This is a genomic window from Mesorhizobium sp. P2_E6, assembly GCF_056403835.1.
The window spans coordinates 198,012-211,118 of the sequence record NZ_JBFUEQ010000013.1; the positions used below are offsets into that span (position 1 = coordinate 198,012).

At 60.3% G+C, this 13,107-nt stretch carries 7 protein-coding genes and 2 pseudogenes; all 9 read left to right on the top strand.

From position 1 onward, the window contains the following. Positions 1-243: 243 nt before the first annotated feature. Positions 244-1,410: an ROK family transcriptional regulator gene (locus AC1D08_RS28095; RefSeq protein ID WP_095085357.1), complete on the top strand. Its 1,167-nt coding sequence runs from the start codon at positions 244-246 to the stop codon at positions 1,408-1,410. Then, positions 1,407-2,171, top strand: coding sequence for an ATP-binding cassette domain-containing protein (locus tag AC1D08_RS28100; RefSeq protein WP_027028608.1), 765 nt, complete (start codon positions 1,407-1,409; stop codon positions 2,169-2,171). The genes AC1D08_RS28095 and AC1D08_RS28100 overlap by 4 nt, the downstream gene beginning before the upstream one ends. Positions 2,172-2,209: 38 nt before the next feature. Next, positions 2,210-3,250, top strand: coding sequence for a sugar ABC transporter substrate-binding protein (locus AC1D08_RS28105; protein ID WP_095085355.1), 1,041 nt, complete (start codon positions 2,210-2,212; stop codon positions 3,248-3,250). Positions 3,251-3,373: 123 nt separating this feature from the next. Beyond that, the gene (locus AC1D08_RS28110; protein WP_457150898.1) at positions 3,374-4,369 is read left to right on the top strand and encodes an ABC transporter permease; all 996 of its coding nucleotides are present in this window, start codon (positions 3,374-3,376) and stop codon (positions 4,367-4,369) included. Between the two features lie 13 nt (positions 4,370-4,382). Further along, complete coding sequence (locus AC1D08_RS28115; RefSeq protein ID WP_477394787.1) at positions 4,383-5,153, top strand: SDR family oxidoreductase; 771 nt, start codon at positions 4,383-4,385, stop codon at positions 5,151-5,153. Positions 5,154-5,354: 201 nt separating this feature from the next. Beyond that, entirely contained in the window at positions 5,355-8,345 is a 2,991-nt protein-coding gene (locus tag AC1D08_RS28120; protein WP_477424540.1) for a beta strand repeat-containing protein, read from the top strand. Between the two features lie 291 nt (positions 8,346-8,636). Further along, a pseudogene (locus AC1D08_RS28125) lies at positions 8,637-8,738 on the top strand (3-oxoacyl-[acyl-carrier-protein] reductase); the annotation flags it as partial. Positions 8,739-8,938: 200 nt separating this feature from the next. Then, positions 8,939-11,215: a beta strand repeat-containing protein gene (locus AC1D08_RS28130; RefSeq protein WP_477400127.1), complete on the top strand. Its 2,277-nt coding sequence runs from the start codon at positions 8,939-8,941 to the stop codon at positions 11,213-11,215. A 326-nt stretch (positions 11,216-11,541) separates the two neighbouring features. Next, positions 11,542-13,107, top strand: a pseudogene (locus AC1D08_RS28135) (hypothetical protein); the annotation flags it as partial.

Genomic DNA, 13,107 nt, shown 5'->3' on the forward strand with positions numbered 1-13,107 from the left:
AGGCCGTGAGCTGATTGGCCCAATACTTCCGAACAACTATCAGCCCCGCTTCGCGAGCAACCCGGCGAGCCGAGGCAACGCCATCCATGCCGCCTGACTGCCGGATGATGGTTTCGCGCCCCTTCAATCATCTGCTGGCCAAGCCCTCGCCCCGCTGGACCGGATGCGCGAATTTGTTTTTGAATTCCATTTGACTGAATAAATAAGCGGTGCGAAGCTGAGCCTTCCTAAGGGGCGCACGTCATGGCACTGCGGGGGACCAATCAGGAGTTCGGGCGGCCGTACAACCGGCGCATCGTGCTTGAATCCATCCGCCTGCAGGGACCAATCGCCCGCGGCGAGATCGCCAGGCGCGTCGGGCTCACCGTCCAGACCGTGTCGACCATCGTTCGCGAACTCGAAGAGCAGGGCTACATCCTTTCGCTGCGCGAAGAGCCGAAGGGTCGCGGCCTGCCCCCGGCGACCCTGCGCCTCAATCCCGAGGGCGGCTATGCCGTCGGTATCCACATCACTCCGTTCGGCATCAGTGCCGCCTTGATCAATCTGAGCGGCGACGTGATCGAGAGCACGTACCGCGAAGCCCCGAGCGCGACGCCCGACCACGCCTTCGACCTGATCGGAGCAATGGTGGTTGAATTGACCAGATTGCGGGCTGGCGGGCGGGTCCTCGGGGTCGGCCTCGCCCTGCCCGGCCCGTTCGGCGTCGAGTCCATGAGCTTTGTCGGCCCCACCACCATGACCGGCTGGAAGGATGTGGCGCTGCGTGAGCGGTTGGCGGCTTCGACCGGACTGCCGGCCTTTTTTGAAACCGACATGGCGGCGGCCGCCATGGGCGAGCGCCTCTACGGCCTCGGCGCGCAATTTTCCGAATACTATTATCTCTATTTCGGCGTTGGTTTGGGCGGCGTCATGGTTCATGACGGCAGCGTGTTGCGCGGCGCCTGGGGAAATGCCGGCGAGGTCGGGCACATTCCCGTCGTTCCAGGTGGCGAGGCTTGCCCCTGCGGCAACAGCGGTTGTCTCGAAAGGTACCTGTCGCTCGAGGCGCTCCGGCGCTGGAATGGCAGCGAGGCCGATTGGGTGGCGGAAGTCGCCGCGATCTTTCGCAATGCCGTCGCCATCATCGAGAACCTGTTCGACCCCGAGACCATCATCCTCGGCGGACTGGCATCCACCGACCTGCTCGAACGGCTGGCCGGTTCAACCGAAGGCCTGCACAACTCCGTCTCGGCGCGAAAGGACCGCACGACGCCGCGCGTCATGGTCGCGCGGGGCGGGCAGCATTCGGTGTTGCGCGGCGCAGCCGCCCTTGCGGTTTCCGGGGTGCTGTCGCCGCGCTTCGGCCAGATCTTCACGGCTGAACGCGAACGCGGGCGCGATCTTCTGAAAACCGGAGGAATTGCGGCATGAGCGAACCTCTGCTGGTGCTCGACAACGTCACCAAGAACTATGGCGCGATCGAAGCGCTGAAGGGGATCAGCTTCTCGATCGGCAAGGGCGAGGTCGTGGCGCTGCTGGGCGACAATGGCGCCGGCAAATCGACACTGGTCAAGATCATCGCCGGCGGGCTGGAGCCGACCTCGGGGCGCATGCTGTTCGAGGGCAAGGAGTTCCTTGCCAGGTCGCCGGCAGAGGCCAAGGCGGCGGGCATCGAAACCGTCTATCAGGACCTGTCGCTGTGCACCAATGTCGACGTGGTCGCCAATTTTTTCATGGGCCGCGAGATCACCAGGAAGGTTCTTGGCATCCCCGTGCTCGATGAGCGCGCGATGGAGGCCGTCGTCGAAAAGGCACTGGCTAGCGCGGGCACGCGCATTCCTTCGCTGCGCACCAATGTCGAGCATCTCTCCGGCGGCCAGCGGCAGGCCATCGAGCTCAACCGGTTCGTCCATTGGGGCGGCAAGCTGGTGCTGCTCGATGAACCGTTCGCCGCCCTCGGCGTCGAGCAGACGCGGCGCGGTCTCGACATGATCCGCCAGGTGGCGAGCCAGGGCATCGGCGTCGTCATCATCACCCATATCATGCAGCAGGCCTTCCAGGTCGCCGACCGGATCGTGGTGATCCGCCAGGGCGTCGTGGCGGGCGATGTCGCACGCAACAAAACAAGTCCCGATGCGGTGATCAACATGATCACCGGGGAGACGCTTGCCGGTGCCGGACCGGCGGGCTGAGGGACAAAGAGGGGTCCGGCTCAACAGGAGCGAACGACATGAAGCGAATACTTCTTGCTGTCTTCGGTATCCTGGCACTGGCCTTTGCCACGCTTATGCCGGCATTCGCCCAGTCCAAAGGTACTGTCTACTACATGGTGCCGACACTGCTCGACGAGTTCCAGACCGGCTCGGTGAGCGCCCTGGAGCTGTTCCTGAAGCAGGTCGGCTATGAGATGAAGGCGCTGAACGCCGACAACAAGACCGACGCCCAGCAGTCGCAGATGAACGACGTCATTGCGCTGAAGCCGGCGGCGATCATCCTCGCCGCCGTCGATTTCAATGCGCTGAAACCGTCGATCGAAGCCGCACGCGCCGCCGGCATTCCGGTGGTCGAGTTCGACCGCCAGATCACGTCGACGCCCTCCGACTTCACCTCGGTCGCAGGAACGGTCGAGATCGGCTACGTCGCCGCGGACCAGGCCGAGAAGCTGCTCAAAGCCAAGAACGGCGCGGTGAAGGGCAAGGTCCTGCAGGTGCTTGGCGACCCTGGCGATCCCTATACGCTCGACATCCAGAAGGGCTTTGAGGAGAAGCTGAAGGCGTTTCCCGACGTCAAGATCATCTCGCTTCCAGCCATGCAATGGGAAGCCAGCAATGCCGGCACCATCGTCGCCGACCAGATGCTTGCCAACCCCGACATCGACCTGATCTTCAGCCATGCCGCTCACCTGTCGGTCGCTGCCGTCGCCTCGCTCGAGGCCGCCGGCAAGAAGCCGGGCGACGTCATGCTGATGAGCTCGAACGGCGCTCCGGTCGGCCTCGACCTGATCCGCAAGGGCTGGCTCAATGTCGAAGTCGAGCAGCCGCTCTACGCACAGGCGGCGGCTGTTGCCATGTTCATGGACAAGATCGTCAAGAAGGAAGAGATCAAGCCCGGCGAATACGACGTGCTCGGCTTGAAATCGACCGTGACCAAGGAAGCCTGGGGCCCGAACATCAAGATCCCCGGCGCCGCCATCACCAAGGAAAATGTCGACAACCCTGCCTTCTGGGGCAATCAGAAGCCGTCGACGGAGGCCATCAAGTCCGTCGAATAGGCCCGTCGCATGAAACGCCCCGGGCCATCTCGGCCCGGGGCCAATCCTCTGCAATTCCAATCGCGCATGATCCCTTGCGGAAATCGAATTGATTTCAGGGGGATGCGCCAGCCGGATCAGCCCATGAACCCCCGCACGCGCCACGCCCTGGAGTTCGTCCTCGACAACCTCGTCTGGTTCATGCTGCTGTTCGTGCTGGTGGTGTTCTCCATCTTCATCCCGAACTATTTCCAGCTCGGCATCTTCGCCAACATCATCGAGGCGTCGAGCGTTCTCGGCGTCATGTCGATCGGCCTGGCGCTGGTCATCATCGCCGGCCACATGGACCTGTCGGTCGAATCCGTCGCAGCGCTCAGCGCCATGGCGGTCGGAATCCTGTTCTGCTCGTCGGGCATAGGCCTTGGCGTGCAACTGCATCCGGAATGGCTGATGGTTCCGGTCTCGCTGCTGCTGGCGGTTGCCGTCGGCGGCCTCATCGGCGCCTGCAACGGCTATCTGGTGGTGCGGGTGAAGATGAGCGCCTTCATCATCACGCTGGCGTCCTACATCTGGGTGCGCGGCCTGGTGCTGGTGATTTCGGGCGGCCGTTCGGCGCAGGATCTTGCGCCAGCCATCCGCTGGTTCGGCATCCAGCGCCTCGTCGGCCTGCCGCTCACCGCCTGGATCGCGATTGCCTGTTTCGTCATTTTCTCGCTGATCATGGCGAAGACACCGTTCGGCCGGCATCTGGTGATGATCGGCGGTAACGAGACGGCGACCTTCCGCGCCGGCATCCGGGTGAACCGCAACCTGATCATCGCCTTCGTGCTGGCCGGCGCCATTGCCGGCCTTGCCGGCTGGCTGCTGGCGATCCGCACCTCGGGCGCCACCGCCAATCTCGGTGTCGGCCTTTTGTTCAACGCCTTCGCCGCCGTCGTCATCGGCGGCGTCAGCCTGAAAGGCGGTGTCGGCACCCTGCCCGGCGTCTATGCCGGCGTGCTGCTGCTCTCAGCCATCAACACGGCGATCAACCTGATGGGCCTGCCAGCCAACTTCACCCAGGTGATCCATGGCCTGCTGGTGCTGGCCGCCGTGCTGCTCGACGCTTTCAAGCAAACCATTCGTCAAAAACTGGCATGACAGGACGGCTCGCATGACCGCACGACTAGAAGGCAAGGTGGCGCTGATCGTCGGCAGCGCCCGTGGCATCGGCAAGGGCATCGCGCTGCGTTTTGCCGAAGAAGGCGCAAAGCTGGTGCTCGCCGATACCGAGCTCGAAGCCGGGCAAGCGACGGCGGCCGAACTGGGCGTCCCCTTCGTCCGCACCGACATTTCGTTGATGACCGAGGCCGAGGCCGCGGTGGCGTTGGCGCTCGAACACCATGGCCGCCTCGACATCGTCGTGCAGAATGCCGGCATCTATCCCTGGCAGCTGATCGAGAACACCAGCGCGGACGACTGGGACCGCGTCATGGCGGTCAATCTGCGCGGCACCTTCAATGCCACCCGCGCCTCCCTGGTGCCGATGAAGGCGCAGCACTACGGGCGCATGCTCTACACCTCCTCCATTACCGGCCCGCATGTGACCAGCCCCGGCCACGGCCACTATTCAGCCAGCAAGGCCGGCATCAACGGCTTCATCCGTGCCGCGGCACTCGAATTCTCCGGCTACGGCATCACCGTCAACGGCGTCGAGCCCGGCAACATCCTCACCGAGGCGATCGAGCTGCATCGCGGCGCGGCCTATATCAAGAACATGGAAGACTCGATCCCGCTCGGCCGGCTTGGCAGCCCGCGCGACGTCGCCAATGCCTTCCTGTTCCTCGCCTCCGACGATGCCAGCTACATCACCGGGACGACCATTGTTGTCGATGGCGGACAATTGCTGCCCGAGGGCAACGACTTCCGGCTCCTGCCGCCCTGATCGCTGCGCCCCGCGGCGCTCCGAAGCCGTAATGCTTTCCTGGGAAAACTTGGCCGCTGTCCAACAATACTGTTGAACTCGAATTCCGAGGCACTTCGCTGGTGCCGAACAGGATGACCCTACGTCTTTATATCAGATGACTCTAATGCAACCGTAGGATACAGTTTCCGTTGGGGAAATGCCAAACAACGGGAGGACCAAATGGCTGTCATCAACGGAACCGTCGGCAACGATATCAATCCCGGCGTTCAGGACCTGGTCGGCAACGACACCATCAACGCATTGGCCGGTGACGACTTAATTTTCATGGCGATTGGCGGCAATGACCAGGTGAATGGAGGGGACGGGGAGGATGACATTGTCTACGAGGCTTACACAAATGGCCTAACCATCAACATGCAGACTGGTGTCGTCACCGACGGCTTGGGCAACACCGACACGCTCAACAGTGTCGAGGCGGTGAACGCCAGCTACTTCGCAGACAACATCACGATGCGAAATGACGGTTTTTGGGCGTATGCCCGGGCGGGCAACGACATCATCCATCTGGGATCAAACGGCGGTATGATACTGCCGGGAAGCGGCACCGACACCATCATTGGCGGCGCCGGCAACGATCTGGTCTCCTACAGGGACGACGGTTTTGACTATGGAAATGACGTCGATGGCGGCGGCATCATCACCCATGGTGCCACGATCAATTTGACGACCGGCGTTGTAATTGACGGCTGGGGCTTCACGGATACCCTGACTAGCATCGAGTATGCTGAAGGCACCCAGTTCGCCGACATCATCACCGGCACAAGCGGTAGCAACTATCTTGCCGGCGACGAGGGCAATGACACGCTGGACGGCAAGGCTGGTGCCGACACCATGCAAGGCGGGGCCGGCGACGACACCTACTTCGTCGACAATGCCGGCGATATCGTCGATGAGAGCACGGCCGGCGCCAACGGCACCGATATCGTCAATGGCTATATCTCGATCAACCTCAGCGATGGCAACCACTTCAAGGGCAATATCGAGAACGTCGCACTACGCAGTGCGGCTTCGATCAACGCCACAGGCAACAGCCTGGCCAATGCGCTGACCGGCAATTCGGGTGTCAACATCCTGATTGGCCTTGGCGGCAACGACACGCTGGACGGCAAGGAAGGTGCCGACACGATGCAGGGTGGCATCGGCAACGACACCTACTATGTCGACAATGCCGGCGATCTCGTCGACGAGAGCACCGCCGGCGCCGACGGCACCGATGTCGTCAATGGCTATGTCTCGATCAACCTTGGCGATGGCAACCACTTCAAGGGCAATATCGAGAACGTCGCGCTGCGCAGTGGGGCCTCGATCAACGCCACAGGCAATAGCCTGGCAAACATCATCACCGGCAACAGTGGCAACAACATCATCAACGGAATGGGCGGCGCTGATACGATGAGTGGCAGCACCGGCAACGACACCTACTATGTCGACAATGCCGGCGATCACGTGATCGAGGCCAGTGGTCAGGGCACTGACACGGTCAACAGCGCGATTTCCTTCGATCTCTCAGGCCAGGACCTGGAAAACCTGACGCTGATCACCGCGGCAAACATCAACGGAACTGGCAATGCCCTCGCCAACGTTCTCAATGGCAACGCTGGCGTCAACACGCTGATCGGCCTTGAAGGCAACGACACACTGGATGGCAAGGGTGGTGCCGACACGATGCAGGGCGGCATCGGCAACGACACCTACTATGTCGACAATGCCGGCGATCTCGTCGACGAGAGCACGGCCGGCGCCAACGGCACCGATGTCGTCAATGGCTATGTCTCGATCAACCTTGGCGATGGCAACCACTTCAAGGGCAATATCGAGAACGTCGCGCTGCGCGGTGGTGCCTCGATCAACGCCACAGGCAATAGCCTGGCAAACAGCATCACCGGCAACAGTGGCAACAACATCATCAACGGAATGGGCGGCGCCGATACGATGAGTGGCAGCACCGGCAACGACACCTACTATGTCGACAATGCCGGCGATCACGTGATCGAGGCCAGTGGTCAGGGCACTGACACGGTCAACAGCGCGATTTCCTTCGATCTCTCAGGCCAGGACCTGGAAAACCTGACGCTGACTGGATCCGCGAACATCGACGGCACCGGCAATTCCCTTGCCAACATCATCACTGGCAACAGTGGTGTAAATACACTTTTGGGCCTCGGCGGCAACGACATCTTCAGAGGAGGCCTCGGCAACGATGTTATGGATGGTGGAGATGGTGTCGACACGGCCGACTACAGCAATCAAACCTCAGCTGTTGCTGTAAGTCTAACCAAGTTCGTTGACGCTCAAGTCACGATCGGCGGGATCGCGGAAGATACTATTCGCAACATCGAGAATGTGACCGGCGGCAGTGGTGGCGACACATTGACCGGCGATGGTTTCGTGAACGTTCTCATCGGTGGAGGCGGCAACGATACAATAAGCGGCAGGGACGGGAACGACACGCTCATTGGCGGAGACGGAAATGATATCATCAACGGCAATTCAGGCGACGACAGGCTGATTGGTGGACGTGGAAATGACACTATCAATGGCAATTCCGGCCTTGACACGGTCGACTACAGTACCGACGTCAGCAGCGGCGCCATACATGGTATCCTCGTCAATCTCTGGGGAGTCGGCTCGCAACTGGGGTTGGCAGCCGATACCGCAACGGATTCTTTTGGGAATACGGATACCGTAGCCACTATCCGCAATGTCACCGGTACGCAGTTTGCGGATCAGATATATGGCGGCGAGCATGACAACACCCTGACTGCCGGCGCGGGCAACGACATCCTCGACGGCCACCTGGGCAACGATACACTGATCGGCGGAACTGGCAGCGACATTTTCCATTTCCATACAGCGCTCGACGCCTTGACCAATGTCGATACCATCACCGACTTCTCGGTCGCCGACGACACCATCCAGGTCGACAATGCGATCTTTGCAGCGCTTGGCGGCAATGGCACGCTGACGGCGGACCAGTTCGTCAAGAACACCACCGGCCTTGCCGCAGACGGCAACGATCACATCATCTACGAGACCGACACCGGCTGGCTCACCTATGACAGCAACGGCAGTGCGGCTGGCGGCTCAATCCATTTCGCCACGGTGGCCGCCAACCTCGCGCTCACCAACGCCGATTTCGTCGTAGTGTGAGGAGGCAACGAAAACAGCCCGCCACATGAGGCCCGTCACACCAGGACTTTGTGACGGGCTCCCGTTCCCAGCAGGGGTGGTGCGGTTGCTGGCTCCAGAGCAGTTCACCGTTTCACGGAAACGGCGAACCGCTCTAACTCTTTGTTTTGACGCAATTCCCTAAGGGAAAGCGCTACGCGCTTTTCCCAGGAAAACCGTTTCACACTTTTCCTGGAATTGCTTTAGGAGAAAGCGTCGGCGCCTCACGCTTTCATTGAAGAAATCTGGTGTGCGATGACGGTCGACCCGCTCCTGTTCCTCGCCTCCGACGCTGCCAGCTACATCACCGGCATTGTCGTCGATGGCGGCCAACTGCTGCCCGAGGGCAACGACTTCCGGCTCCTGCCGCTGTGATCGCTGCGCCCTGCGGCGCTCCGAAGCCGTAAAGCTTCCTCGAAAAACTTCGCGGTTGTCCAACAATACTGTTGAACTCGAATTGCGAGGCACTTCGCTGGCGTTGAACAAGGTGACCCTACGTTCTTTGCATGAGATGACTCTAATGCAACCTTCGGATACAGTTGCCCTTGGGGAATACCATACAGCGGGAGGATCAAATGGCAGTCATCAATGGAACCGTCGGCAACGATATCAATCCCGACATTCAAGACCTGATCGGCAACGACACAATCAACGCATTGGCCGGTGACGACTACATTCGCATGGCGATTGGCGGCAATGACCAGGTGAATGGAGGGGACGGCATCGACGTCGTTTTTTACGAGACTTACTCAAACGGCCTGACCATCAACATGCAGACTGGTGTCGTCACCGACGGCCTCGGCAACACCGACACGCTCAACAGTGTCGAGTCGGTGAACGCCAGCCACTTCGCAGACAACATAACGATGCGAAATGACGGCTTTTGGGTGTTTGCCCGGGCGGGCAACGACATCATCCATCTGGGATCAAACGGCGGCACGGTGTTCGCGGGAAGCGGCACCGACACCATCATTGGCGGCGCCGGCGAGGATATGGTTTCCTACAGGGACGACAGCCTTGACTATGGAATCGACGTCGACGGCGGCGGCATCATCACACATGGTGCCACGATCAATTTGGCGACCGGCGTTGTAACTGACGGCTGGGGCTTCACGGATACGCTGACCAGCATCGAGGATGCCGAAGGCACCCAGTTCGCCGACACCATCACCGGCACAACCGGCAGCAACTATCTCGCGGGTGACAACGGCGCCGATATTATCAATGGCGGCGTGTCGGCGACCGTGGACGATTTCGATTTCTTGAGCGGCGGCAACGGCAACGACACCTTGACGGCGGTTGCCGCTACGGTGTCGGGGGACCAGGGAAATGACAGGATCATTGCACAGGCCTCCGGAAACACGGACATCGACTATGTCGAACTCCTCTATGCGGGCGCGACGACTGCCATCGTGGCCAACCTCACGGCACAGGCTCGGGCTGGCCTTGCGGCCGGATCGAATGCCATCGGTTTTGCCATCGCAGATGGGCAAGGTGGTGTCGATCGCGTATCGGGCATTCACGCCATCGACGACACCGCCTTTGGCGACACGTTCATCGTCGATGCCTCCTATACCAACACATTCGGCGGCTACATGGATTTCTATCTCGGCGCCGGAAACGATGTCGTAAGGTTCCTGGCCGGCACGGAGGGAGGCCGGGTCAACTACAACGGAGCCGGCGGCGCGGTTCTGATCGACCTGCAAGGCGGCTTTGCCCACGACATGGACGAGAGCAACCTCTTCATCGGCTACGACACGTTGGTCGGCGTGAACAACGCGCGTGGAACCGCGTTCAACGACGGGCTTTATGGCAACGCGGCTGACAATCAATTGCGTGGCCGTGGCGGCAACGATGTTCTGATGGGCCACGACGGCAACGACACGCTCTGGGGCGATGAGCGTGATGGTTCAAGCGACCTGAGTTACGGCAATGACTCAATTTACGGCGAAGGCGGAAACGACACATTGAATGGCGGCCGGGGAGCCGATCTTCTGGATGGTGGCACAGGCGCCGACATCATGCGTGGAGGCGGCGAAAACGACACCTACTATGTCGACAATGCCGGCGATCAGGTCATCGAGCTCAACGGCCAGGGCACCGACAATGTCCAGGCCTATGTCAGCTTCAACCTCTCTGGTCAGGAGCTGGAGAACCTTGCGCTGCGCAGCTCGGCTTCGATCAACGGCACCGGCAATTCGATTGCCAACACCATCACCGGCAATTCGGGCAACAACATCATCGACGGCCTCGGCGGCGCCGATACGATGAGCGGCAGCACCGGCAACGACACCTACTACGTCGACAATGCCGGTGATAAGGTGATCGAGCTCAACGGCCAGGGCACCGACAATGTGCAGGCCTATGTCTCCTTCAACCTGTCGGGACAGGAACTGGAGAACCTCGCGCTGCGAAGCACCGGCAACATCAACGGCACCGGCAATTCGATCGCCAATGTCATCACCGGCAATTCGGGCGCGAATGTCATCAACGGCCTGCTCGGTAACGACACGCTGTCCGGCAGCACCGGCAACGATACCTTTGTCTTCACCACGGCGCTCAATGCTTCGACCAATGTCGACCGCATCACCGACTTCTCGGTCGCCGATGACACCATCCAGGTCGACAACGCCATCTTTGCGGCGCTTGGCGGCAACGGCACGCTGACAGCGGACCAGCTCATAAAGAACACCACCGGCCTTGCCGGCGACGGCACCGATCACATCATCTACGAGACCGACACCGGCTGGCTCTATTATGACAGCAATGGCAGTGCCGCTGGCGGCTCCACCCATTTCGCAACGCTGGCCGCCAATTTGGCGCTGACCAACGCCGATTTCGTCGTGGTGTGAGTAAAACAAAAATAGGCCGCCCCGGCGTGAGCCGGGGCGGCGACGGGTTTCCCGGCAGAAAAACCTGAAGCGTAATCATCGTCATTGCGTTTGATCGTGGCGGGAATGGCGAGCTATTCCCGGCTTTCAGGCCAGCCGATCAACAGAGCGAAAACGTTCGATACGGACGGACGGCAGGGGCCCCTTGCCGGCACGAAATATTGTCAGAAAACTTTCGGCGACATCGGCCAGATACAGAGCGCACTTAGACCGCATCGCACTAGATACCAAAATAACTTTTAAAGTGACGCCCATCATGGATGCCACGCCAGTGCTTTGGAGAACACATGTCTGTCCTCAACGTCGCCACAACACATGATTACGCCCCAGACAATCTTGTCAATATTACTGCTATCAATTTCACGGGGCCGGGATTTGCTGCGGCAATTTTCAGTGCCAGCCAATTTGGTCCGGGAAAAATCTCAAATTCGGTCGCCATTAACGGCAGCAGCAATGGTGACGAGTTCGATGTACGCCTGATCGCTGGAGGCAGTTTTTCGGCGCAGGCATGGACCTTCAGTGGCTGGAGTCCTCCAAGCGATATGATTAATTTCCTGGGCACCAGCGGCGCGGACACCGTCACCGGTTCGAGCATGATGGATACCTTCTATACCCGTGGTGGCGTCGACATCATCCATGGCGGCTTCGGCGACGACTTCTTCTTGTTTCAGCCAACAGATGCAGCCCGCGCTGGTTCGACCTTTGACGGTGGAGCAGGTAACGACACCATTGATGTCAATGGGGGAGCCGGGAGCGCCTACGATTTCTCCACCTCGACTATCACTGAGATGGAAATATTGCGTTCGATAAGCTTCGATTTTACGGCCATTTTTGGTTCGCAGCAAATCGGCGCGGGCCATATCAATCGGGTTGTCGGCAACTCAGCGAACACCCAGGTGCTGAGTGTCAACGGAACAAATATCGATCTTTCAGGCGTGACGTTCGACAATTGGGGCGGCGCTCACCAGACTATCAACGTAAATGGCACCGCGGGCAGCGACCACCTGATTGGTTCGGGCCAAAATGATCTGCTTGACGGGGGCATCGGGTCCGATTTCATGGCAGGTGGTGCAGGCAGCGACATCTATTATTTCGACAATGCCGGCGATATCGTCAGTGAAAACACCGCCGGCGCCAACGGCACCGATATCGTCAATGGCTATATCTCGATCAACCTTGGCGATGGCAACCACTTCACGGGCAATATCGAGAACGTCGCACTGCGCAGCGCAGCCTCGATCAACGCCACCGGCAACAGCCTGGCCAACACGCTGACCGGCAATTCCGGCAACAACGTACTGGACGGCAAAGGCGGCGCCGACACCATGAGCGGCGCACAGGGCAACGATACCTACTATGTCGACAATGCCGGCGATCACGTCAGTGAAAGCACGGCTGGCGCCGATGGCAACGATACCGTCAATGGCTTTATGTCGATCAACTTTGGCGACGGCAACCATTTCACGGGCAATATCGAGAACGTCGCGCTGCTCGGTGCAGCCTCGATCAACGCCACCGGCAACAGTCTGGCCAACGCGATGAACGGCAATTCGGGCGTCAACATGCTCACCGGCCTGGGCGGCAACGACACACTGGATGGCAAGGCGGGCGCCGACACCATGCAAGGCGGTATCGGCGGCGACTCCTACTATGTCGACAATGCCGGAGACCATGTCGTCGAGCTCAACGGCGAGGGTACCGACAATGTCCAGGCCTTCGTCTCGTTCAACCTGTCGGGACAGGAGCTCGAGAACCTGGCACTGCGCAGCGCGGCCTCGATCAACGGCACCGGCAACTCCACCGCCAACATCATCACCGGCAATTCCGGCAACAACGTCATCAACGGCCTGCTC

What these genes read in the sequence shown, in the direction of transcription:
- AC1D08_RS28095 (WP_095085357.1), top strand. Translation starts at nt 244, where the DNA reads ATGGCACTGCGGGGGACCAATCAGGAGTTCGGGCGGCCGTACAACCGG.
- AC1D08_RS28100 (WP_027028608.1), top strand. Translation starts at nt 1,407, where the DNA reads ATGAGCGAACCTCTGCTGGTGCTCGACAACGTCACCAAGAACTATGGC.
- AC1D08_RS28105 (WP_095085355.1), top strand. Translation starts at nt 2,210, where the DNA reads ATGAAGCGAATACTTCTTGCTGTCTTCGGTATCCTGGCACTGGCCTTT.
- AC1D08_RS28110 (WP_457150898.1), top strand. Translation starts at nt 3,374, where the DNA reads ATGAACCCCCGCACGCGCCACGCCCTGGAGTTCGTCCTCGACAACCTC.
- AC1D08_RS28115 (WP_477394787.1), top strand. Translation starts at nt 4,383, where the DNA reads ATGACCGCACGACTAGAAGGCAAGGTGGCGCTGATCGTCGGCAGCGCC.
- AC1D08_RS28120 (WP_477424540.1), top strand. Translation starts at nt 5,355, where the DNA reads ATGGCTGTCATCAACGGAACCGTCGGCAACGATATCAATCCCGGCGTT.
- AC1D08_RS28130 (WP_477400127.1), top strand. Translation starts at nt 8,939, where the DNA reads ATGGCAGTCATCAATGGAACCGTCGGCAACGATATCAATCCCGACATT.